General features: G+C 46.8%; 21 protein-coding genes. 9 read left to right on the plus strand and 12 right to left on the minus strand.

Going from position 1 to position 23,904, the window contains the following annotated elements; translation table 11 throughout:
- Positions 1 to 44: 44 nt before the first annotated feature.
- Complete coding sequence (locus U9J37_RS18220; protein WP_005469400.1) at positions 45 to 938, minus strand: LysR family transcriptional regulator; 894 nt, start codon at positions 936 to 938, stop codon at positions 45 to 47.
- 83 nt (positions 939 to 1,021) lie between these two features.
- Here U9J37_RS18220 and U9J37_RS18225 point away from each other — a divergent pair, with 83 nt between their 5' ends.
- Positions 1,022 to 1,939, plus strand: coding sequence for an NAD(P)H-binding protein (locus U9J37_RS18225; protein WP_005469040.1), 918 nt, complete (start codon positions 1,022 to 1,024; stop codon positions 1,937 to 1,939).
- A gap of 119 nt (positions 1,940 to 2,058) precedes the next feature.
- Here U9J37_RS18225 and U9J37_RS18230 read toward each other — a convergent pair whose 3' ends face one another.
- Entirely contained in the window at positions 2,059 to 2,535 is a 477-nt protein-coding gene (locus U9J37_RS18230; RefSeq protein WP_005469280.1) for a YHS domain-containing (seleno)protein, read from the minus strand.
- Between the two features lie 109 nt (positions 2,536 to 2,644).
- On the opposite strand from U9J37_RS18230, the gene U9J37_RS18235 reads away from it, so the two are divergent.
- The gene (locus U9J37_RS18235; protein WP_005469228.1) at positions 2,645 to 3,469 is read left to right on the plus strand and encodes an AraC family transcriptional regulator; all 825 of its coding nucleotides are present in this window, start codon (positions 2,645 to 2,647) and stop codon (positions 3,467 to 3,469) included.
- 283 nt (positions 3,470 to 3,752) lie between these two features.
- Positions 3,753 to 4,631: a 6-pyruvoyl trahydropterin synthase family protein gene (locus U9J37_RS18240; protein WP_005469418.1), complete on the plus strand. Its 879-nt coding sequence runs from the start codon at positions 3,753 to 3,755 to the stop codon at positions 4,629 to 4,631.
- Between the two features lie 59 nt (positions 4,632 to 4,690).
- Here U9J37_RS18240 and U9J37_RS18245 read toward each other — a convergent pair whose 3' ends face one another.
- The 3 genes from U9J37_RS18245 to U9J37_RS18255 form a co-directional block, all read right to left on the minus strand.
- On the minus strand, positions 4,691 to 4,903 hold the full coding sequence (locus U9J37_RS18245; RefSeq protein ID WP_005469188.1) for a hypothetical protein: 213 nt from the start codon (positions 4,901 to 4,903) through the stop codon (positions 4,691 to 4,693).
- A gap of 94 nt (positions 4,904 to 4,997) precedes the next feature.
- On the minus strand, positions 4,998 to 5,225 hold the full coding sequence (locus U9J37_RS18250) for a hypothetical protein (RefSeq protein WP_043886420.1): 228 nt from the start codon (positions 5,223 to 5,225) through the stop codon (positions 4,998 to 5,000).
- Positions 5,226 to 5,337: 112 nt separating this feature from the next.
- Positions 5,338 to 6,225: a LysR family transcriptional regulator gene (locus tag U9J37_RS18255; protein ID WP_005469044.1), complete on the minus strand. Its 888-nt coding sequence runs from the start codon at positions 6,223 to 6,225 to the stop codon at positions 5,338 to 5,340.
- Positions 6,226 to 6,338: 113 nt separating this feature from the next.
- Between U9J37_RS18255 and U9J37_RS18260 the strand changes: the two genes are divergently transcribed.
- The 4 genes from U9J37_RS18260 (at position 6,339) to U9J37_RS18275 (ending at position 10,397) form a co-directional block, all read left to right on the plus strand.
- A complete protein-coding gene (locus tag U9J37_RS18260; protein WP_043886421.1) occupies positions 6,339 to 7,043 on the plus strand; it encodes an NAD(P)-dependent oxidoreductase in 705 nt (234 codons plus the stop codon).
- A gap of 152 nt (positions 7,044 to 7,195) precedes the next feature.
- On the plus strand, positions 7,196 to 7,687 hold the full coding sequence (locus U9J37_RS18265; RefSeq protein WP_005469327.1) for a putative pterin-binding protein: 492 nt from the start codon (positions 7,196 to 7,198) through the stop codon (positions 7,685 to 7,687).
- A 40-nt stretch (positions 7,688 to 7,727) separates the two neighbouring features.
- The gene (locus U9J37_RS18270; RefSeq protein WP_005469417.1) at positions 7,728 to 9,776 is read left to right on the plus strand and encodes an ATP-binding protein; all 2,049 of its coding nucleotides are present in this window, start codon (positions 7,728 to 7,730) and stop codon (positions 9,774 to 9,776) included.
- A 72-nt stretch (positions 9,777 to 9,848) separates the two neighbouring features.
- On the plus strand, positions 9,849 to 10,397 hold the full coding sequence (locus U9J37_RS18275; RefSeq protein WP_043886422.1) for a P-loop NTPase family protein: 549 nt from the start codon (positions 9,849 to 9,851) through the stop codon (positions 10,395 to 10,397).
- A 53-nt stretch (positions 10,398 to 10,450) separates the two neighbouring features.
- On the opposite strand, the gene U9J37_RS18280 is transcribed toward U9J37_RS18275, so the two are convergent.
- The 6 genes from U9J37_RS18280 to U9J37_RS18305 form a co-directional block, all read right to left on the minus strand.
- The gene (locus U9J37_RS18280) at positions 10,451 to 12,112 is read right to left on the minus strand and encodes a methyl-accepting chemotaxis protein (RefSeq protein WP_005469112.1); all 1,662 of its coding nucleotides are present in this window, start codon (positions 12,110 to 12,112) and stop codon (positions 10,451 to 10,453) included.
- Between the two features lie 608 nt (positions 12,113 to 12,720).
- Entirely contained in the window at positions 12,721 to 13,530 is an 810-nt protein-coding gene (locus tag U9J37_RS18285; protein WP_005469416.1) for an ABC transporter ATP-binding protein, read from the minus strand.
- 5 nt (positions 13,531 to 13,535) lie between these two features.
- Positions 13,536 to 14,513: a FecCD family ABC transporter permease gene (locus tag U9J37_RS18290; protein WP_005469423.1), complete on the minus strand. Its 978-nt coding sequence runs from the start codon at positions 14,511 to 14,513 to the stop codon at positions 13,536 to 13,538.
- Complete coding sequence (locus U9J37_RS18295; RefSeq protein ID WP_005469080.1) at positions 14,506 to 15,543, minus strand: FecCD family ABC transporter permease; 1,038 nt, start codon at positions 15,541 to 15,543, stop codon at positions 14,506 to 14,508. Before U9J37_RS18295 ends, U9J37_RS18290 begins: the two co-directional genes overlap by 8 nt.
- Positions 15,543 to 16,427 (minus strand): Fe(3+) dicitrate ABC transporter substrate-binding protein, encoded by an 885-nt coding sequence (locus U9J37_RS18300; protein ID WP_005469289.1) that lies wholly within the window; start codon positions 16,425 to 16,427, stop codon positions 15,543 to 15,545. Before U9J37_RS18300 ends, U9J37_RS18295 begins: the two co-directional genes overlap by 1 nt.
- Positions 16,428 to 16,722: 295 nt before the next feature.
- Positions 16,723 to 17,496, minus strand: coding sequence for a DUF4344 domain-containing metallopeptidase (locus U9J37_RS18305; protein WP_005469270.1), 774 nt, complete (start codon positions 17,494 to 17,496; stop codon positions 16,723 to 16,725).
- Positions 17,497 to 17,707: 211 nt separating this feature from the next.
- On the opposite strand from U9J37_RS18305, the gene U9J37_RS18310 reads away from it, so the two are divergent.
- On the plus strand, positions 17,708 to 18,064 hold the full coding sequence (locus U9J37_RS18310) for a YibL family ribosome-associated protein (protein ID WP_005469367.1): 357 nt from the start codon (positions 17,708 to 17,710) through the stop codon (positions 18,062 to 18,064).
- A 39-nt stretch (positions 18,065 to 18,103) separates the two neighbouring features.
- Here U9J37_RS18310 and U9J37_RS18315 read toward each other — a convergent pair whose 3' ends face one another.
- Complete coding sequence (locus U9J37_RS18315; RefSeq protein ID WP_043886423.1) at positions 18,104 to 20,983, minus strand: alkaline phosphatase family protein; 2,880 nt, start codon at positions 20,981 to 20,983, stop codon at positions 18,104 to 18,106.
- A 370-nt stretch (positions 20,984 to 21,353) separates the two neighbouring features.
- Here U9J37_RS18315 and U9J37_RS18320 point away from each other — a divergent pair, with 370 nt between their 5' ends.
- Entirely contained in the window at positions 21,354 to 23,903 is a 2,550-nt protein-coding gene (locus tag U9J37_RS18320) for a hypothetical protein (protein ID WP_005469138.1), read from the plus strand.
- Position 23,904 lies beyond the last annotated feature (1 nt).

Here is a 23,904-nt window from a genome sequence, read left to right on the forward strand (position 1 = left end):
ATTGCCGTTCTCTAGCTTGAGCGGTTTTCTCTCCTGAAATTAGGCTAGCTGTTGTGAGTCTCTCGATAAGTTTTTGGTAGATGCTCAGCTAAAAAGTCCATCAGTACACGAATTTTCTTATTGTGTTGAACGTCTCGGTGACACGCTAGGTATAAGGGGAGTTTGGGGATGTCGATGCCAACCTTGATCTCTTGCAAGCTGAGCTCTTCACACAAGTGTTTATGCGAGACCACAATGCCGCCATGATTTCGGGCTAATTCTAGATGCATCGGCATAAAATCGGTGCGAAAGAGAAATTGTTCATTGCGGATTTGCCAACCCAACTCTTGTCCGCCTTTCTCAAATTGTCGGTCTCGGTCGTAGCCGATAATTCGGTGTTGAAACAGCGCTTGAGCGGTATCTGGCGTGCCATTGACACGCAAATAGTCGCTGCTTGCGAAAAAGCCCAAAGGGATGTCAAACAGGCGTCGACAGATTAAATCTTGCTGTGTGGGTGGAAACATTCTAATCGCCACGTCCGCATCACGCTTGTCCAGACTGCTGACTTGATTACTGACTTCCACTTCGAGTGACACTTCTGGGTAGGTATCCATGAAAAGAGGCAAAATCTTAGGCAGATAATGCAGCGCAATCAGTTCGTTTGCTGCCAGTCGAATTCGTCCACTCAGTGATGTTGCTTGCCCCGCCGCAAGACGCGCTAAACGCTCTGCGCTCGCCTGCATGTTGCGGCACTCTTCCAATAAGCTTTCGCCAAATCCAGTCAGTGTTAGGCCTTGCGTACTGCGATCGAATAGGGGTTGTCCAAGGCGCTTTTCCATAAGCTGTAGTTGCCTGCTCAAGGTTGGCTGAGAGACGTCTAACGAGATTGCCGCTTGGCTGAGACTGCCGTGCTCGGCGATCGCCAGAAAGTAGTGCCACCATTGCCAATTGCTATTCATTTTTGCATATCCACTAGTAATTAATACGGCTTCATTATTCCCAGGTGAATCTTAGAATAGTGTTATCGACTGGAGGGAACAAGATGAAAACTGCACTGATTTTAGGAATATCTGGTAATTTTGGCGCGCAGATGGCAATGGCCTTGCATGAGGAAAACTGGCAAATACGAGCGTTAGTCCGAGATAAATCGAAAGCGCCAAATTGGATCTCGTCAGAGAATGTTTGGGTGGGTGATGCCAGTGATGAGAAGGCTGTGGAGCAAGCGGCGGCTGGCGTTGACTTGATTGTTTACGGCGTTAATCCCACTTATGACCGTTGGCCACAAGATGCGCTTAGGCTGTTAGAACCATCGGTTCGGGTTGCGGAAAAGCACAATCTGCGCTTGCTGTTTCCTGGCAACGTATACAACTTCGCCCCAAGTTCTGAGCCAATCACAGAGGATACCTCGATGTCCCCTGTTACTGAGAAAGGCGTAATCCGTGTGAATATGGAACAAAGGCTTCGTTTGGCGAGTCAGCAAGGAGCAAGTATTACCATTGTGCGGGCTGGGGATTACATCGGGCCAAAGACACAGCTCGGTTGGCTCGATGCCATCTTAAAGCAAAAACAGGATCGCGCTACGATGCAACTTCCTCATGATGAGCAGCATGAGCATTTCTGGTGTTATCTTCCTGACTTTTGCGCAAATACTGCGAAGCTGATGTCGCTCCCACAATCGCGTTTTGAAGTCTGGCATGACGAAGGATTAACACTGAGTCAAAAGGATTGGCAGCAGGCTTTTCTCGCCAATGGTCAGTTGCTCAAAACAACGCGCTTTTCTTGGTGGTTGCTAAAAGCTATTGGCCTGTTTAAGCCGGTAATTGGCGAAGTGGTTAAGATGCGATATCTGTGGCAACAACCGGTTATTCTGAGTGGTAAAAAGATGAGAAAGGCGCTGGGTGAGAATTTCCAGTCCACACCGCTTTGCGAGATATTACTCACGCTACAAACGGGGCAATAGGCTCAAACTCGGTTCACTTACCACGTCATACGTAGACGTTCACAGCGTAATCAAAAAGCCCACGGAAAAGCGCCAGCGTTTCCGTGGGAGGAAAGGGGAGAAAGGCAGTGGGAGCCGAATTACAACTTTTCCGCCGAGACTGTTTTAATGGTCGGCCAGTTGCTGTCGGCATCTTGAATGAAGCCTTGGGTATCTTCTAACCAGCGTTTCTGGACGCTTTTATCAAGATTCAAATAGAGTTTTCCATCTTCCACTTTCCACGCTTGTGGGTCGGTTTCAAACTTCTTACCCATTGCTACGCCAAATGCACAGTAGCCACCGTATTGCGGTGCATACGCTTGTGGATCGGCTTTAAACTGATCTCGGTTTTCACTACTCGCGAAATGGTAAATGGCATTTTTGTATGTGGCGGTAAATTGTGGATTGCCTTGAACGGCGCCTTCTTCGGTGAAGTAAGCGACAGGGTCATAGCCTTTAATGGCAAGATCGTTCGCGTCTACGCTCATGTCGATGTCTGCCGCCATCAGTGAAAAGCTAGTACCAAGCAACGCTGTCATCAGCGTCAATTTTTTTCCGGTCGATTTGGTGTGAGACATAACAAGCTCCTTGTCTGTATGAGTTATCTCTGATGAATAAATTAGCCGACCTCTCCGGTCTGTAGAGGGACTAAAAACCGAAAAACTGCGCGAATCGTCCGGAGGTTACATGGATTTGCTTTCTCAGTTGATGGAACACTTTTCAATACGCACAGGCGTGTTTCATTCGGGGCGTCTGTGCGGCATCTCCTCATTTAAAGATCGCAGTATCAATCAGGGCCATCTGCATGTATTGAACGCGGGTCACTTAAAACTGGTTAACGGCGAGGGGAAAGCTCAGCTCTTTACCCAGCCTTGCGTCATTTATCTGCCGAGTAGTGCCCCCCACACGATTGAAGCGGTTGGAGAAGTTGTAGAGTTGGTCTGCGCCAATGTGGAGTATCGAGCGGGGAAAATGAACCCCTTGTTGTCTGCGTTACCGGAGTTGATCGTTATTCCCTTTGAGTCTGCGCCGAGTTTAACGTCGGTTGTCGATATGCTGTTTACAGAGTCAGACAGCGTGAGCGTAGGTCAGCAGTTTTTGATGGATACATTGAGTGATACGCTGATGGCGCTGATTTTCCGCTATCTTATTGAGGCACAAAAAATAGAGCGGGGGCTGTTTTCCGCATTGGCGCATCCCCGTCTAGAGCCGGTCGTGAGTGCGGTGCATCAGCTTCCTGCTCGTCATTTTCAAATTGCAGAGATGGCCGCATTGGCCGCCATGTCTCGCAGTCAGTTTACGGAGACATTTAAACAAGCGGTAGGAGAGACGCCAGGGGAGTACGTTCAGAAATGGCGAATCTCGGTGGCTCAGTCCTTGCTGTTACAAAGTAAGCCTCTCAACTGGGTGGCCGATGAAGTGGGGTATAGTAGCTACTCGGGTTTTGCGCGAGCGTTTCAGCAGGTTTGTGGTGTGTCGCCCAGACAATGGTTACAAGACAGAGCGGGCTAGTGTGCTTGCTTTTTGGGATAGGGGCTTTCTGCTATATTTGGCGAGTTGTGCTGTACTTTATTCCATTTCGGCTCGCAGGGTTATGTTACTGCTAAAGTTTGATTAATGGAAAATTAAGCCATTTAAACGTTTACTTTGAGTGAGTGGCATGAAAAAGGTGGACTTTGCGAAGGCGTTGTTCCATCCTGCCGCTCCTAATTCATTCAACCTAATCAATGAGACGAAGTGCCTGCTGAACATTTAATCAGCCTCCCGTATCTCATTAAGTAGTAAGGAGTTCAACTTGAACCTATTTGTAAGAGATCTTACCGTTATCGATTCTTCATACATCTGTGAAACCAGAGGGGTCGTAGGAGATAGTTGGATTTTAGACGTCACCATGTCTGGTGAGCTTAATGAGATGAGTATGGTGCTGGATTTTGGTCGCGTTAAGAAGCAGATCAAGCATCTGGTGGATGAATTTGTCGATCACCGTCTGCTTGTGCCGATGCAAAGCACAGCCATTGTGTTCCAACCAAGCAAAGCGGGCTATGCAACGCTCGATGTACTGCGCGGAGAGAAAAGCCTTCACCTTCATTGCCCAAATGAAGCCTACTGCTTAATTGACTCTGACAAGATTACAATCGAGAGCATTACCAAGCATGTGTATGACATCCTTCGTGACAATCTACCAAGTAACGTGACTGGTATCGAGATTACTCTACGCCATGAGAATATCGACGGGGCGTTTTATCACTATACCCATGGTCTGAAAAAGCACGATGGTAACTGCCAGCGTATTGCCCACGGTCACCGCTCACCAGTAGAAATTTTGGTGGATGGTCAACGTGACAGCGAGCGAGAAGCGGCGTTTGCCCAGCGTTGGGAAGACATTTATTTAGGATCAGAAGAGGACGTAGTGACGCTGGATGCGCTGAACCTAAGTGACAACGCTAGCGCCATTACTGATGAGAGTCATTATGGCTTTCGCTATACCGCGCCTCAAGGCGAATTTGAGTTAGCCATTGCGAAGAGCGAAACCGAGATTCTGCCGACAGATACAACCGTTGAGCTGCTTGCAGGCTATATCGCTGATCAGGTAAAACCGACTTTAGACGCCGGGCAATCTTTGCAAATCATCGCCTATGAAGGTGTTGGTAAAGGTGCAATGGCTTTTCGTTAAGTTCTATTGATTGATACAAAAGTACTGAAAAGGGTAAGTGATTCGTCACTTACCCTTTTTTAATCAAGATTGTCAGGCGTGTTGAGATAGGTACCGCACTTAGTACATTTGTAATCACCACTTGCTGCTCCTTCCATTAACGCACTGGCGATAGCGTAAAACAGGCCGGACAAAAAGCCTCGGGTCGCGGTTTCATTGGCAGGTTGCTCTTGACTAAACGCATGGTATTTATGCTGAGTGACTGTCTTACAGTTGCAGCAAAAAGCGCCCATCTCATCTGGGCCATAAGAGTATTTCAAAGTCTTTTTTCCAAGAGCTAACTAGCGAAGGGAAAATAAGGTGACATGTTTCTCTGCCACATCATTGTTAGGTAAGGTTGTCATTGATGGTCTTCTTACCACACTTTTCGCAGATGCTATGCCGTGAGAAGTCATCCATTGTCGCTTCAAATGCGCCCACTGCAGAGCTCTTAATAAAGCCGCTGAAGAAGTCTTTGATTTTATTTGCTTTGGGCTCATCTCGGACGAGTACCACAACGTGATTGGTGTTCATATCACAGTGTGAGCAATATTGCGTTTCATTATTTGTCAGCATTCGGTATCCAACTTTATTACCTTGATTCATACGTAAGCTAACAAATAATTGCTGAGCTTATATTTAGTAAAGTCACAACTACGAGGAAACTTGTTGTGGCTTTCTATCAATATTAGATGACCATATGCTGTGCCAAAAAGTCATACACTAAACGGACTCTTTTACTGGTGTGCAATTCGCGGTGACTTACCAGCCACGCATCGATTTCAAAAGGGTTGAAGTGTTCTTTAAACGCGATGCGTAAATCTGGATGGGCGCGAGCAATGTGCTCGGGTAAGAGGATGAGCGTTCGCGTATGTTGAGCCAACTGCCATTGAACCAATTGATTGTTGCACACTAGAGTAAATGGATTGTGTTTGAGTTGCCAGTTCGAGTGCTTGAGGTGTTGAGTTAGATGGTCAGTGTAATCAAAACCGATGATCTGGACGTTAGCGACCTCGTTCGGTGACTTACCTTCAAAGCTGTTGACCAACTCTTTGCGCCCATAAAGGTACACGGTCTCCCGGCCGATTTTTTTGGCAATCAGATCAAGGTCGGTGGGCCTTTGATAGCGCAGGGCGATATCCGCTTCTCGACGTTTCAAATCGCTCACTTGATTGGAGACGATCAATTCGATATCGATGTTTGGCGCTAACTCGTTGAGTTGACTCACTAACGGCGGAAAGCGAAAAAACGCATCGAGCTCGGTGAGAGAAATGCTCACTTTGCCCGCGATGCTTTCATCTTGGCCAAGAGCAGTCAGTAACAGTTGGTTGGCGGACTCGGCCATGTGACTCACATGCTGATAGAGTTTTTGGCCACTGTCGGTCAGTACCAGTTTCTTGCCTACTCGCTCGAACAGCGTGAGTTTTAGCTCGTGCTCAAAGGCCGCAATTTGGCGCCCAAGCGTTGGCTGGCTCATATTGAGCGCTCGTCCGGCAGCCGAGAATGACCCTTCCTCGGCGACCACAAGAAAGGCGCGAGCATGATTCCAATCAAACTGAATGTGTTTCCAATCCATGAATCGTTCCTAATCCATTCAATAATGAATGATTGTTATACACTACTGGTGGATTTCCAAACAATTTTGAATTGTTAAACTGACTGCTCATCCAATAGATGAAGGAAATGGCGATGAAAGTGGTGGTTTTAGGCGCAACAGGTGCAACGGGACGTTTGGTTGTCGCGCAGTTATTGGACTCTGGGTGCCAAGTGACTGCGTTGGTGAGAAACTTAAGTGTGTTAGAGGCGCATGCACATCTTCAACAAGTTAAGGAAACCGCCTTATCAATGGAGAGTGAACAGCTTGAGTCCTTACTGGCCGACAGTGATGCGCTTGTCTGTTGTTTAGGCCATAACCTGACGTTGCAAGGCGTGTATGGCACACCCAGAATGCTTGTCCGAGATAGCCTGCAGAGAGTGGCTTCTTTACTCTCAGTCAAGAGAGAGCAACCGCTTAAGATCGCATTGATGAGCTCGACGGGCGTTCGCAACGTGTTGTTAAAAGAGTCTGTTCCATCGCTAGAACGGTCGATCAATGTCTTGCTGCGCTGGCTGCTCCCTCCTCATCGCGACAATGAACGCGCAGCGCAGTTTCTCCAACGTCAAGGAAGTCGCCATCACGCTCTCCAATGGGCGATGGTGCGCCCAGACACGTTAATTGATAGGGCCGAGGTCAGCGAATACTCATGGCACTCTAGCCCAACACGGAGCGCATTGTTTAACGCAGGGGAGACGAGTCGAATTAATGTTGCTCACGCGCTATGTCAGTTGGTGTTGGACGACGCTCTGTGGCAACAATGGCAGTCTAAAACGCCAGTCATCTATAACGTCGAGTGATACACCATTTTCGTTACTCAGTGTGCGGACGATTGTCATTAAGGGGGTAAGTAAATATTTGAAAATTAGGCAATCGTATTAGGTAGTGGGTTTTTCTTGTCTATACTTGTTAGAGCGTCTTTTCGGTCACTAACTTAAGGAAGAGCATAAATATGATTCATCGGCTGATTACATTATTAACGTTGGTGGTGAGCTTTAACGCATACAGTATACCCACCCCACAAGGTGAGCCCATTTTGTGGGTCAACGGCAATCTGAGCCAACTCAATACCGGTGATGGCGTTGTGTTTGATGAGCAAATGCTGCAAGCGCTAGATATCCAAAGTATCAAGACAAGCAATCATGTTGTCAGTCAAGCAGTGGAGTATCGTGGTCCGACGATCAAGAGTTTGCTTGATTATGTGGGTGCAAAAGGCACACATGTTCGTATTACTGCGTGGGATGATTATGTAGTGAGGATAGCCGTCAGCGATATAGAGAAATACGGCGTCCTACTGGCAACCCATGAAGCAGGAAACAAAATGACGCTTGATGACAAAGGCCCATTGTTCGTGGTGTTTCCATTTAGTGAATACCCTGAATTGAGAAACGACTTCTATTACAGCTTATCAGCTTGGCAAGTGAAGGAAGTGTTTGTTGAATAGCACACGGGTAAGTCAACACCGACATGTTCGGCGAATTGTTATGGTTGCGATCGGAGCACTGTGTTTTGCGCTCATTTTATTGATTGTGAATTTCTTCTCTTCGTTGATCGAAATTCGCAACATTTCTCCACAGCCTTACGTCACCATCGTGAATAATAATATGTCTGCCAAAAACAAGGTGCTGTTGTTAAAGGCGGAGTTGCAGCGTTTTGAACTGGCGCCATCAGTTCAAGCGTTACGAAGTTTGCAGATAAAAGCGAGGATCTATAAATCCAGTATACTGCAAGATTTCAACGCTAGGCGGACATTGAATGTTCACGAGCAATATGGTGACGTTACCATACTGAAAAAAATCGTCTCCCAGTTGGAAGTGTCATCTGCGTTGATCCAGCAGATAACGCTAGACAACAGTCAGCCCCTTAACATTGCTTCTCAAAAAGTGGATGATATCTATGTGATGCTCAACAGCTATCTCTCCGACTTTATCTCCCAAGTTCAAAAAGACCAGTTGCAGTTTAATCAACACAAAGAAGATATCTACAAGGAACAGTTTTTCAATTTGGGTATTATTTTGCTGTGTACCATTGCGATGATTCTGATCGTTTCGTGGTTGTACTTTAATCAAACCAAGCTAAGCCGAGACTTAACCGAGCGGACGTTGAATTTGGAAGAGGCAAGACGGCTTGCGGAACAAAGTGCGATAGCGAAAGCGCGATTTTTAGCCAACATGTCCCATGAGATGCGTACCCCTCTGAATGCGATCATCGGGTTGAGCCAGAAAGAGCATTACCTTGCGAGTGATGAACAAGTAAAAAACTATGCGTCATTAATCAATCGTTCTGGTCAGCACTTATTGAAATTGATCAATAGTGTGTTGGATCTCAGCAAGATCGAGCAAGGGAATGTTACCTTGTACGAGGAGCGTTTCTACTGCAGCGAACTTATCGATGCCGCGAAAATCGTCTTTGTTGAGGCGGGTAAAGAGGATGTGGATGTGTTCTTTTCCCATCAATTAGCGGCTGATTATTTGCTTATGGCCGATAAAACTAAGTTGCTGCAAGTGATTACAAACCTTGGCTACAACTCACTAAAGTTTACCCACCATGGCCATGTTGAAGTCAATCTTACGCTGGATTCTCAATTACAAAGGTTGATTCTGACCGTCTCCGATACCGGTATAGGTATGAGCGAAGCGCAACTTGGGCAAGTCTTTAATGAATTTACCCAAGCGGACGATTCTATTTCTCGTCTTTACGGAGGAACCGGCTTGGGCTTATCGATTAGCCAATCGTTAATTGAACTAATGGGAGGCAAAATCGACGTTGAGAGTGAGCTTGAGAAAGGGACAACCTTTACCGTCCGAGTTCCTGTGATGTTAATGGAGCAAAAGCCGAAAGTCCCCACCGCCGCTACAGGGCAAAAAGTACGAGTACAGGCGTCCAACGAATTTGCTGAGCGCCTTATCAAGCGTGAGTTAATCAATGCGGACTTGTATGATGAAGACGCGGATATGACGCTCACATATCTTTCAGGCAGAGAAACCCTGTCACAAGAGGGAGTGACGAATTGCCATCATATTGTTTTGTGTAACGCGACAATGGCCCTTGACCAAGATGACGTGTTCAGAGTGAGCAAACCCTACGACTTTTTCTCTGTCGTGAATGCCATTGGTTCAATGGCTATGGGATCAGAGCGAGTGCCTGACACCCATTCGCAGTCATTTCCCAACTCCTTGCGTGTGCTGGTGGTTGAGGACATGGAAATCAACCAGATCGTCGCGCAGAAGATGTTATCGCTACTGAATGTGGACGCGACCATTGTCAATAATGGCCAAGAGTGTCTCGACTGTCTGCAAAACCAAGAATTTGATGTGATTTTCATGGACATTCAAATGCCCGTTATGGATGGGTTGGAAACGCTCAAGCAGATCACGCGCCATCAACTCGCGCCAAACTCAGCCATTATTGCACTCACCGCTAATACCTTTGACAGTGATGTGAACGCGTACTTGAGTGCAGGATTTGATGATGTGTTGGCGAAACCCTTTCAACTGGAGTGGATGCGTGAAATGCTCGAAAAATATGCATAAAAGCTGTTGAACCGCCGTTTATTGTGTGCTCTACTCTCGCCCCCAATTTTATTGCCTATACAAGGAGTTGCAGTGCGTAGAGTAAATGTGGTTGGCACCAGTGGAAGTGGTAAATCGACGTTTAGTGCCGAGCTTGCGAAAGTGCTGGGTTGTCAGCATATCGAAATGGATACTCTTTTCTGGCTACCGAATTGGCAAGAGTCTAGCGATGAGGTATTTTTCTCTAATATTGAACGTGCGTTAGACTGCCCTAGTTGGGTATTGGATGGTAATTACAATCGTACTCGTGAGACCAAATGGAGAGATGTTGATACGGTGATCTGGATTGACTACTCCTTCGCTCGAACTTTGCTGCAAGCAGTAAAGCGGGCGATTCACCGAGTGTGGACAGGTCAAGAGCTTTGGCCAAATACGGGCAATAGAGAGACATTTCAAAAATCGTTTTGTAGCAAAGACTCCATTATTGCCTGGACAATAAGAACGTATCATTCAAACCGAGAGCGATACTTAGACGACATGCGCAATCCTGATTATCAACACATCCACTTTATTCGGCTTGGTAGCCCGAAAGAGTGCCAAGCTTTTCTGTCGCAAATCACACAGCCTTCTTGCCCCCAATAGCTGATCAAAAAAGCCCGCGACTGTGTCGCGGGCTTTGTCTTATAAAGCTCAAATTACACTGTAAATCGGTCAACCAATTCGTATAGCTCGTTAGCTCTTTGGTTGAGCTCTTGGCTGCCTGCTCGGTTCTCGTTCGCCAGTTCGGCAGACTGGGCACTTTGGTCTGAAATTACCACAATACGCTGTGAAATCTCCTGACCCACTAGGCTTTGCTCTTCGGTTGCCGTTGCGATCAGGGAGTTCATATCCATGATGGTGCCAATCGACTCTTGAATCTGAATCAATGCTCTAGCGGCAGCATTGGCTTCTTCAACAGTACTCGCGCCACGTTTCTGGCTTGATTCCATGGCTTTTACTGCGTCGTCAGAAGCGGCTTTTAACTGCTCGATCATTTTATGGATCTCACCCGTACTGTCTTGAGTGCGGCTCGCGAGTTTACGAACTTCATCGGCAACGACAGCAAAGCCTCGGCCTTGCTCCCCTGCACGCGCTGCCTCGATTGCGGCATTCAGAGCGAGTAGGTTGGTTTGCTCTGCGATATCTTGAATAACCTCTAGGGACGATGAAATGTTTTGTACATCGCCTTCTAAGCGAGAAATAACCCCACTAGCCTGCGAAACTTCCTCTGCTAGCGCTTCCACCGATTGAGCCGCAGAGTTAACAATATTTTGCGCGTCTTTGGCATTATCGTCCGCTTCTTTTGCTGAATCAGCTGCTTGGCTCGCGTTGTTTGAAATCTCGGTGGCCGTGGTGGTCATCTCTGTCATTGCTGTGGCAACTTGCTCTGTTTCTTCACGTTGACCTGATGCGAGCTCATCTACCTTGGCTGCACGTTGAGACATGTTGGTTGTTTCTGACACGACTTGTTGGCCAACATCACTCACGCTACGAATGATGTTTTGCAGGCTGGCAACAAAGGCGTTGAAGTTTTTGCTGAGTTGGGCGAATTCAGGCGCCTTAAAATCTTCCATTCGAGCCGTTAGATCTGCTTCACCACTTGCAAACGAACGGATCGAATCATCAAACATTTCCAACGGTTTAAGGACCGTGCGGTTAACGGTCACAGCGAACATTGCAACACCAACTGCGATGACCAAACAAAAAATAGCGATAGCACTTAAGGTTGATGAAAGGGCACTGTGAGCCGTATCTTCCATTTCTTTTAAGATGACTTCTATATCGTCAGTGTAGAAACCTGTTCCGAGCATCAAGTCCCATTCGGGAATATAAATCGAATAACTGAGCTTAGGAAGGGAAACAGTTTCACCCTGCTTAGGAAAGTAGTAAGTGGTGAACTCACCAGTTTTCGCGTTGCGGATCAGGTCCTGAATGAGATAGTTCCCTTGTGTATCTTGGAGTGTCCAGTAGTTATTACCAATCCCCGGCGCTTTTTGTCCTTGTACCATTCGTGTTCCTTTCGAATCGTACCCGAAAACATAGCCAGTTTTACCATACTCTAGAGTTTTTAATGTTTCATAGGCTTCCTCGAATGAAGCCCCTCTGTCGAGGTAAGGTTGAATCGCTGACTTTGCCATTTGCAGATAGTTTTTCAGCTCAGCTTTTTTCATCGCCATCATGTTTTGGCGAGTAATTTCCACTTGCTGGTCGTTCAGCTCTTTGGTTTTGATATAGGTAAAACTGAGCATGCCCAAAGCAATAACGAGCAGTGGCACAAGCGCTAAAATATAGAGGCGGCTTTTGATTGTAAGACTCATACAAACATCCTGATTCCGTGATGCCTTAACACAGTAATTGTCGTTAAGTGTTGTTAAAGTAGTTGTTGTTATAGATTTAATAGTAGTCAATCTTAAGTTTATCGTGCATAAGATTAGCTAATTTATCGGCAGTCATCTGTGATTCTTGATGATTAATTAGGCATCAGTTATTAGACATTAGTACTAGGTCAGCGGGAACATTGACCGCTGTCACATTTACTCTTTCTTGTCAGCCACTTAGAGACGGTATAGCGGTGGCATTTTTGCTGGTTTACGAGGTGGAGTGGGAAATGACAAAGGGTGCGGTTTCGCACCCACATAAGGTTTATAGGGTAAGAGTTTTTAGGGTCTGTTGATCTTTCGAGCTGATTTTTGCAGCGGTTTGTGGGAAATTTATACAAGGCAGAGGCTTTGAAGTGTAGCTAGCCTACATGAAAAGCCGATAACGCAGTAGAAATGAACCACAAACGCTGCCCGAAGGGTTCGGCTAAAATCGTTTGATGCTTTGTTAAGGGGTATTTACTTAGAATGACTAGGCTACACACCCCTTGCCGCGCCTAAAACGATTTTATCTCGAACAAAATTTAACCGCAAAAGGTCAACAGACCCTAGATAAGAGCCGCTGTTGGTGTTTGGCGTGTAGCGCGAGGAATTGCCATCGGTGTTTTGCTCTCCGGATCTTCAATCACTCTAGCGTCTAAATTAAACACTTCAGAAAGCATCTGCTCTGTGAATACTTTTTTCGGTGAGCCTTGGTCATAAATAGTCTGTTTATGCACGATCACGAGTTGGTCAGCATATCGACATGCCTGATTTAGATCGTGAAGCACGACGATGACGGTTTTTCCATAGCGGTCTACTAAGTCTCTTGCAATGTCTAAAAGTTCATATTGGTGTGACATATCCAAATAGGTAGTGGGTTCATCCAACAAAATGGTTTCAGTGTCTTGTGCGAGCACCATAGCTATCCAAGCGCGTTGTCTTTGGCCCCCGGATAGAGCGGACACCGAGCGATCAGCTAGGTCACTTATATCTGCAAGCATCATCGCTTTGTCGACATGTTCCTTGTCGTCTTCACTGAGTTGACCAAGAAAGTTTAAGTACGGCGCACGTCCGTAGCTGACCAACTGTTTTACCGTTACGCCTTCAGGGGTAATGGGCGTTTGTGGCAGCATAGATATTCTTTTTGCTAACAGTTTGGTGTCTATTTGGTATGTGTTTTGACCATCAGCCAATGTTATCTGGCCAGACTGAGCGCGAATATTGCCATTAATTGTTTTGAGCAGTGTTGATTTTCCACAGCCATTTGCACCAATTAATGCGGTTAGGTGATTGTTTTTAAATGCGCAGCTAACTTGGTCTAACACTAGCTTATCGCTATAACGTACAGTGAGATCTAGGATATTGATTGCGTTCATATCGATTACCAATGTTTGTAGCGGCTTAATAAGAAAATGAAGTATGGACCACCGATCATGGCAGTCATGACGCCAGCAGGCAGCTCGGTAGGGGGCATTAGAATTCGGGCAAACAAATCGGCACTTAACAGTGAGCTGCCGCCTATCAACATGCATACAGGTATCAATGCTATATGCCGGTTCCCCAGAAGAAAACGTGCCGCATGAGGTGCAATTAGGCCAATAAAGCCGATGTTGCCGCAAACGGATACCGCGACACAAGCCAGAGTGATTGCAACGCACAAGGTCAGTAGCCTCACTTTGTCGATGTTCACACCTAACCCCTGTGCTGTTTCATCGCCTAATGCGAACAAATCCAACTTGTAGGCAAGAACAACCGCGATAGGCAGCAATGCTAATAAAAAGCCGATAAGGTAGGGAATGTGCGTCCAGTTACGCCCCCAAACGGACCCCGTTAACCAAATCATTGAAACGTTGATTTCCAAGGGGAAAGCAAGCAAAAGAAAATCGACGCCTGCGCTAAATAGCGCCGCTAGAGCGACCCCGATCAGTGCGAGAGCGGCTGCATGGTTGAGAACGTGCCTGGCGAGGGAAAATAGTACTAACGTTGCGATACCACCGCCCACCATGGCAATGAAGGGAAACAGAGTCGCGGATACATCGGGAAACATCGCATTTACTGCTACGACCGCTAAACTCGCTCCAGTCGTAACGCCAAGAATATCGGGCGATGCGAGAGGGTTTCTGACAATACCTTGTACCAGCAATCCGGATAAAGCTAACGAAGCCCCCACGAGTGTTGCGACTAACATTCGAGGTAGACGGTAGCCCATGACAATGAACTCATTATCATTAGAATTTCCAAGCAGTGTATTGACCACCTCTGTCGCTGATATTTGTACTGCGCCCGCTCCAACATGCCAGATTGCAAATAGAAGCCAGACAACAAAAAGGGACAAGGTTACTTTGATCGCGTTAGGCATATTGCTTTTTAACCTGATTTTTGGCCAGTAGGAGGAAGAAACTCGCGCCAATAAAGTTAGTGAGAATGCCGACTGGACTCTCTGAACCTCGGGCTAGTAGTTGAGTAATTGCGTCTGCGTAGACCAATAAATTGGCACCAAGTAGAGCGCAGACTGGCACGAGTAGGCGAAGATCATGCCCGACTAAGCTGCGCGAAAGATGGGGAATGACCAGACCAATGAAAGCGATGGGCCCCGCTACAGACACAGACGCTGCGATTAGTAAAATGAGCGTTAAACTCGTACCTATGCGTACGAGGGCAAGCTTCCCACCCAAGTTTTTCATCATGGATTCACCCAAGGCAAGCAGGTTAAGTTGGTAGCTTAGGTACAGTGCAGCGGCAAGACCTACAAGCAAACTCCAATAGAGCACCTGCACGTGGCTCCAATCTACATTCGCTATCGTACCTGTTATCCAATGCATAACCCCATAAGCGCTTTCGTCGGCAAGAATAACGGCGGCACGAGTAAGAGATAAGAAAAGGAAGTTCAGAGCAACGCCCGCGAGAACAACGCGCACTGGATTGACTTGATGTTGGTGCAAGCCTGCAAGGAAAAAGACCGCAAGCCCTGCGATCGTTGCGCCGATAAAGGTGACGACCAATATCGGTAGAGCGGAAAACCAGCCGATAAGTCCGGTAGAGGCAAAAGCAAACGCAAAGGAAGCGCCTGCACTCACACCAAAAACAGAGGGGGAAGCGATGGGGTTTCTTGTCAATGCCTGCATCAATAAACCCGCGACAGCCAGACTGGCTCCCACACCAACAGCGCACAACACTCTCGGCAAGCGCACTTCCTTGATGATGTGCTGATGGATTTCGTTACCCGTTGCACCGATTAACCAATGCCAAACGTCAATCCACCCCATTTCGAAATCGGAGCCAACAAACAAAGACCAGCCAAAGCCGAGCACGAGTAGCCCTAAAACGACAGGGATGAAAACAGAAAAACGCCAGCGAGACGCTGGCGCGGAGAGGGCTAATTGAGACATTACTGAACCAGATTTACTACTTGCTCTGCCATGATTTCAGCCGCGATCATCCCACGGTTGAGAGACCATAGACGTGGATCGGTTTCAACATATTTGTCATTTTTGACCGCTGTCATCACCTTCCAAAGACCGTTTTTCTTAAACTCGTCAATCGCTGTTTCATCGCCATACTCACCGACTAAAAAGTAGTCAGGGTTAGCTTTTAATAGGCGTTCCATGGTGATACGTACATAAGCCTTTTCCGTTTCTTCCGGCACTGGGGAATTTAGACCCAATCGATTAATGACGCCACCTGCGTAGGCTTTAGGTGTATGCATAGTGACACCGCGTGAACTTGATACGGCAAAAAGGACTGAGGCATCAGAGTTGATTTTTGTGGCGTATTCATCCATGCGAGCGCTGTGCTCGGCAACCAGCCGTTTCATCTCATCTTCACGATCAAATGCGGCTGCGACTTTCACGACAGCCTTGAGGTTATCCTCGTAAGTCTCCCCGCGGCTTTTGAGGATTAGAGTCGGTGCAATTCGTTTGAGGTCTTCGTAAATAGCTTCATGACGTTCGCGGTCAGCAATGATGAGATCCGGTTTTAGTGATGCAATCACTTCTAAGCTCGGCTGAGAACGTTTGCCAAGTGATGTCCAATCGTCACCAATTCGGGTTCGAATCGGCTCTATTACTCGTGTTTTATCACCATCATCGGCGACGCCAATGGGTTTAACGTCTAAGTTAGCTAGGGCATCAACAAAAGAAAACTCTAGGGCAACAACTCTTTTGGGTACCGATTCTAGAACCAGTTCACCAAGTTCATCTTGAACCGTTATTTTGGCATTAGCGCTAAACGCTAAACATAAAGTGGCTAGCAATGCGATTGATTTATTAAACATAGTATTCCATCCGTTTTGTATACGTGTGGATTATCACAAGAAAACAAACTCATAAAAATACAAATGATAATAAATATCAGTTGTATTTGAATTTAAGTGATGGCAATCACGATAATATGAAACTGTGTGAAATGGAATGGCGAACGTAGGAAGCGAAAATGGGTAAGAGCTAAAGCTACCCTCCTTTAACAATGGTTTGGAGTCGTTGGATGAGAGCCAAAGTTTAAAAGTAGCCGTCGAAGAAAGGCATGCACATCGTCTGGAAATGCATGAGACTTTCTACGACGATTTTAATCTATTCTTTTGAATCCGCCTGCTTTAAGTAGTGGTGCCAGTTCTGGCTAATAGTTTGATATTGATAGATGCAAAAGTCTTTGCGCTCCGTTAGGTAATCTTTTTCGACTACATCTAAAAGTTGTTTGTGCTTTTCTGGATCGCTGCCATACACCAGACACAAAGTAGAGAAGTAACGCTGCAAGTCAAAACTGTGCTCATCAATGTATTCGCCAAATTCGTAATAGTCGGGTTTGTCTCCCGATTCAAAAGCAAATATGTCGGCGGCACTGATCGCAGCGTCATCGCCATTCTCAACATAATCAATCATCAGCAGAGCGGCCAAGTTGTCTACAGCATCTTCTTCTTTTCCGAGAATGGGAATGTTTTGATCCGCGATATAGGCGTGCCCAGCTTCGTGAATGAGGGTATGCAGTATGGTGTCGATTGCACCAAGTTCGGCAGACTTACCATACTTTTCATCGTATTTGTTCTTTTTGAAGTAGCTCCATGCTTCTTGATAGAAGGTGTAAGGCATTTGAACGACATGCTTTTGCGGATCATAGAGTGGACCATCATCACTGCCATACTCAATAACAAGCGGCTTGTTGAACGGCATCAAGCGTTCGGATAAGGCGACCATTGTGTCGTTGACGCCGCTTTGCTGAATCTCTTTGAGTGCCTGTGCTTCTTTTGCATCAAGTGGCTCAAGGTAACGAATGGTGATATTGTCGCTGGCTACGACCGCCTGTGCGCTAAGCAATGTGCCAACAAGCAGCAGAGAACGAGAAAGCATAAAAAGTCCTTATTATTCTAATCAATCGATAGCTTTACTTTATACTGACATAAAAATGGGCTTTTCGCTTACTCCGATACTCAACATTGATACGGTTGGTGAATTGAATGGTCCTCGGGCGATTAAGGCAAGTCGCTTAGATAATTGTTAGGGTGGTGGGGCAGCTTGTGCTACACTCGCCGCCCTTTTCTGTCACAGTGAGATATATACCATGAGCCTAAAGAAAGAACTGCAAAACCTTCATAACCGTCTAGACGCGTGTCAACGTAAGCTGGATGCAGCGAAAGGTCGTGGTGATCAGGAAATGATTTCTAAGTTTACTGATGAGATTGAAAAGCTGACCAAGAAAGCGAGCTCAGTTAAACACAAGCAGCAATATGATATGAACAAGGAGCGTAAGAGCTTGTTGGACATGCCATTTTCGCGCGAAATCACTAAAGTAGAGCAGGCAGATATGGGTAAACTCAAAAAGTCAGTAAAAGGGTTGGTTGTGGTTCACCCAATGACAAAATTAGGCAAAGAGCTTCACCTGAAAGTGATGACAGGTTACGCGCCTAAACCATTTTAATCAGATTCATAAAAAAAGCGCCTTCACGGCGCTTTTTGCTTATTGGATGTCCAGTTTATTCAGTAAGGAAGGATAGCCCCAGCCGTTCTCGTTTACGACCACCTCTTCTCCCGTTAGGTACTGATACAGTGTTGGCGTCAGCGAACCATTCGCCTCACTCTGCAATGGCGTAACGTTTTTGCCAATGGGCTCGCCCCAAAAACCGATAAATGCGTCTTTCTCTAAATAGCTTTCACCTGCATGTCGCCCGGGCACCTTGGTGTTGTAACCGACGCCTTCTGCTGGGAACAAGTTAATGGTGCCTGCTCTATCTTCTGCATATAACTGAGCCAGCTCGACGACAGAGTCTGGGCGAGGTGTGAAGCGAGTCAGTGACTTCCATTCTTCGGCGTTGCACCAAGAGTTCGGGTTGCTGACCTCGGCTTGGTAGAGGCATTTGTCGACCAACTGACCAAATCGTGACAAGGCGGCATCTGTCGGTGCTGGTAGGTATGGGTTCAATATTTGGGTTTGCAATAATCGAGGTTTGTCGTTGAGCCCACGATAGAAGAACCGGTCTCCTTTGCGGATGATTTCCTCATCAACGCGTTGACCCTCTCGAGTTGATACCAAACGAATGTGGCAAGACAGTTCACTGCACTGAGACTCTCGCACTACGAGGTAGTCTAAACTTGTGCCCAAGTAATCCAGTGAGCGTTGAATAATATCAACGGTTTCACCTTGTGGCGCATTGACAGGCGCCCACTGTGTCAACTCATGGTAGACGGGTTGTACATGCCAACCTTGCTGCGAGTTAAACATATCCATCATGAAATTACCGCCAGCTGTCGAGGCGACAACCACATCGATGTTCTTGTTACTTGGATAGCTAAGCGCATTGGTGATCTTAGGACCTTCGCCTTCGTCCGATGAAATTTTGCGGATGATTAGCGGGTAGCCGAGCTGTTTCTCCAGCGGTGGGAAAATGGCTTTTTCAGGGTTAAGCGCATGATAGACCGGCGCTAAACCATGATCGCCTGCCATGCCGAATAAAGTGTTGTGATACACCCCAGCGCGCTTATAGGCTTGCTCAACTGAGGTAATCCAGTAATCGAGTCTATTTAGCTCACCGCTTGGCATGATGATTTCATCACTAAACGGGCCAACAAAATGGGCAAAGTGATCCGGCCAAGGGTTATAGATTAAGGTGAAATCGGGCATCCCTTTGCCATCAAGTTTGGTGTAGTCTTCCAAATCTTGTTCAATTTTCCATTTGCGCGTTAAGCGGGTGTAGAAGTCCCACACTGGGATGTCTTGATAGCCTCGGATGTTATCGATCAGAGATTGACGTTTTTTGGTTAACTCAGCCTCAACCACAGAGCGTTCGTCTAGCTCTCTTAGGCAGCGTTTTTCGCCAAAGTCCCTCAACGCTTCGCCTGCACCCAAGTTGACTAATCCATCATAGCTAGTGTGTGCGTTCCAGTCGTACTGCGCGTTACAGTTAAGAGTTTTCAAGTGCACAAGACGATCAAACATGGTTTGAACCTTGTTGACTTGCATCAGCCTATCGAGTTGCAGTGCATCGTTGCCAAAAAAGTAGTAGGCGCGGTCTTGTTCTCGATCGACAAAATGGAAGTTGGGAATACCAGTCCCTTCTTTTCCAGAGACCTTTGCACCAGTTTTAATGATGGGTAGGTTGCGCACACTGATGGTCGGCGTTGAAGAGATGCCCACCTGAGCGATGGAATCCGAATGGTCTCGGTAAAGGCGTTTGAAGAACGGCAGGTAATGCGGATCTTTGTAGGTTTGCTCAGATAAAATCTCTAAGAATCGAACACTTTGGACATGATCTGGCGTGGCTTGAGCAAAAGCAGGTTGCTTGGCGGTGAGTGTAAGATGCTGTTGATACGCGTGCTTAATGAAGGGCTTTTCAGGGTCGACTAAGCCTTCCATCAAACCTTGCTGTAACCCGTCGACGGTAATCTGAACGGCAAAGCGTCGATTCTGCTGCGATTCTAAGAAAGCAATCACCGACTCTGGGTTGTCATCAAAGTTGGTTTGTAGCCAGTCGTTCAGCTTATGCTGCCTTTCGTCTTGAAACACAAACTGTCGATACGCTTTAAGCACATTGAGTCGCACAAAGTCGATCAAACTAATGGTAATCGCTTGAGCTTTGTTGTTGGTTTTGTCGACGTACTGTGGCAAGCCATCTTGAGCGATGGCCAAAATGGCGTTCTTCATGTCGCCCTCATCCATGCCCTGACCAACTTGATTCAAGATACCGACGACAATGGGTTGAATTTTGGCAACCAGCGCTAAGTCTTCTGGGCGGTTGGATAAATAGGTATAGGTGTCTGGTAGGCGGTCGAGGTCTTGCCATTCGCCAACCTGAACCAACGCATCATAGACCGTCACCATTGACGCCATAAAGTGGCGATCGACTTTTAAGCCTTCTCGGTGTGCTTGGTCTTTATGGTGCTCTTTTTCCGGCTGGGCGCTTTGCTCACTAAGCGTAAACAGTGAGTGCTCAAATCCGGTCAGTACCTCATCGTCGTAGACGGTTTTCAAATATTGCTTAAACGTATCTTCGTTGCCGATGCCGGTATAACGGTCATAAAACTGATAGAGAAAATAACCCAAAGGAATGGCGTAGTTTGGATTGGCAAGCTGAGCCATCACTTTGGCTTTGGTTTTGGCGTCAAGTGGCAGAGTGAGCAGGTAGGCTTCGAGAGTTAATCCGCCCACAGTGAACAGAGTCATGTCTCGGGCAAAGCGCGTCGAATAAGAGAGTGAGTCAGCGATCTGGTTTTTCAGTACCTCGGACGAGTTAAACAACCCTCCGATTAGAGGGGTTTGACCCACTTCGGCATGACCTGTTGTCGGGAGAACCAGTGCTGCACAAACAGCGAGATTGAGCTTATTAGAGCGAAACCAACCCATTGAATTTAATCCTATTACACCGTGACCAATGTGCATTTTGGCAGCTTTGAGAGAGAGTGCAACATGAGGGGCGAATTTGGTGATATGCAGTGAAATGCCAATTAGCGGGAGTTGGTCGTTATTTTCAGTGAACGTTGTGAAAATTATTGTCAACGGACATCAAAGTTTAGATGTGCGCCGCAATTCATATCTGTTCTTGATGGGTTCTTGTTCCCCTTATCATGAAATTCGATATCGGTATTACTTCGACCTAGGTTGAGTTGCTATGTTTGCGACATATTCGCGCTTGTAATGTAACTGAATGATTATATTAAGCATTGGTTATATGTCTCTGCGCTATAAGAATTAGTTCACTCAACGGAGAAATGATATGAACACACAACGTACCGTATTAGCGATGGCTGTGGCAATCGGCTTAACTGCTTGTGGCGGCGGAGGTGGAAGCTCGGATCCGGACCCGACCGCACCGGCAACATCTTCTTTTACCGCAAGGGCGGCAGATGGTTATCTAGAGGGCGCGATAGCGTGTCTGGATCTGAATGCGAACAAGGCATGTGATGCGGATGAGCCATCAGCGGTGACCGATGAAAATGGCGAGTTCACTCTAACAAATCTGACCGCTCAGCAGCGCCAAAACGGCGTGGTTGTGATTGAAGTGGTGCCAGGTCAAACCATCGACCAAGACAACCCCGGCACGCCCCTCACTAAAGCCTATACACTTACCGCGCCTCCGGGCTCAGAATTCGTTAGCCCGTTGACGACACTGGTTCAAAATGAAGTGGAAAAGGGCAAGAGCTTAGAAGATGCAAAAGCGGTCGTGAAAGGGCAACTTGGTAGCTTAGGTGGCAAAGTCGATCTCGAACAAGACTATGTTGCGGCAAAGGCTTCGAGCACCATGACTCAAGAGGAACGCGAAGCGTATATGTCTCTTCACAAGGTTGCACAAGTTGCGGCATCGGTGATGGCCAACGCGACCGACTCTTTGGATGCTTCAAAAGCCGGCATTGAAGACGACGAACTTAAGGAGCTGATCATCGAGCAAGTGATGCAGGTGGTCGATGACGTGTTGTCTCATATCGGGAATGCAGAAGATGACATCGACATTGACGAGATTCTTAAGGAACTTCCGTTAGAACTGGCTCAAGAAAACTTGAAAGACAAACTTGATGAGCTTGATGCGGTTAAAAACAGTGAAGATGTGGACCTGCTTAAGGTTCTAAAATCGGACGGTTTAGTTTGGTTTGACAGCTACGCAGAGGACTACGCTCCACCTGAGTTGGAGTTTGGCGCCATCCGCGTGAACAAAGAGTCTGAAGTGGAAGAGCTTCAATTCTTCTACGACTACCAAACCGGTGACTTCGAGCAACATCACCAAGAGCCGGGCTCTGATGATGGTCAAATGCTCCTAAGCGCAGAAGGTTGGGTTGCAGCGGATGATACGGTTGTTGAAGTGGTGAGTCGTGAAGACGGCAGCGTACTTGTCAAAACAGCGCTGTCTGAACTGGATCAGGAAATCTCCGCGGATCGTGTCAATATCAGCAACTTGAATGTGCGTGAAATCCTAGAAGATGCGGATGACTCTGAATATTGGCTTGACCACATTGATAGCGATCTCGTTTTCCCAGTCAATAGTGTGGCCTATAAAGTTGAATCAAGCATGGTTGAAGAGGGGTACTACGGTTTCAACAAAGGAGATTGGTGTGAGAAGTCCGATCCGGATCGTTACCAAGCGCTAGGAAACATGTGTAACGGTATTAGTGCTGGCGGCGTATGGTTGAAGACCCTTGCATCAACGATTGCGGTGAATGACTCTGACCGCAGCGGAACACATGATACCGCCGACTTGATCCCATTGGCTGGAACGAGTCACGGTATTTTATACGCGCAGCTAACAACGGTGGGTGACGTTGTTTATTACGCCTATCAAGGTGAGGAAGCTTTGACCAAATTTGCGGTGCAAGGAAGTTGGCAAGATATCGAACATAAAGGCCAGACCTTGCGTGAAATCACGCTCCCTGAAGCATTTGAAGATGACCTAACTTGGAGCGATTTCAACAGAGAGGATAACAAGCTTTACCTCGCTGTTTATAACGATTTCGTACGCGTGACTTGGTATGTTGATGGTGATGAGGCAGAAGGGGATGAGTATCTATTTGGTTCAACCGCTGCTGAATTTATTGTCTCGAGTTACCAACCTTTCACTCTTCAAGCTTGTCTAGACTCATTGTCTGATGCCGACTATGAAAAACAAGTAGGCGATACTTGGGTTCAAAATGTAACGCGTAATATGTCTTGGGTGGGTCATACTCAGCATTGGACGTATCACTTAGAGCATATGGGAGATAACTTCTCTTGGCTTGCAGATTCCAATGTCACTGATTTACCTGCGCAGTATGCGTCTGGAGCGCTAACTCAAACACGAGTGAAAGGCTATGATGAAGCCAATAGCGTGGTGTTTGTGGAAGCGCAGTATGAAGACCAAGATCATTACTACGGTCAAATTGGTCGTGATGAAAGTGGCAACAGCTGGGGTAATGTCAAAGTGGTTCTACCAACCCCTGTCGCGAAGTCTGAACTGCTGTTGGGCAAAACGGTTGAGCATGAAGATGCAGCAGTCGCGAGCTTAACTCAAGTGACTGAGGCAGCGGAAGGTACCTTGGTTGAGCAGCTTCAATCGGAATACTTTACCTATACTCAGCAGTTCTTAGGCAAACGCTCGATTGAAGTGGCGGCGGGTGAGTTTGATGTTTGTCATATGGTCAGTTACACCCACTGGGGAGCTGGCGCTGCTAACCCTGTAACAGACAAGAACGTTGTTTGGCTAAACAATCGTGGTGTTGTGAAGCAAGAGCGTGATGACCCATCATGGGGTGCACAGTTAGACATTGAAGTGGCGAGTTTGCCAGAGATCGATGATTAAC

The sequence above is a fragment of the Vibrio sp. 16 genome (genome assembly GCF_963681195.1).
In the GTDB taxonomy this organism is placed as follows: Bacteria; Pseudomonadota; Gammaproteobacteria; order Enterobacterales; family Vibrionaceae; genus Vibrio; species Vibrio sinaloensis_D.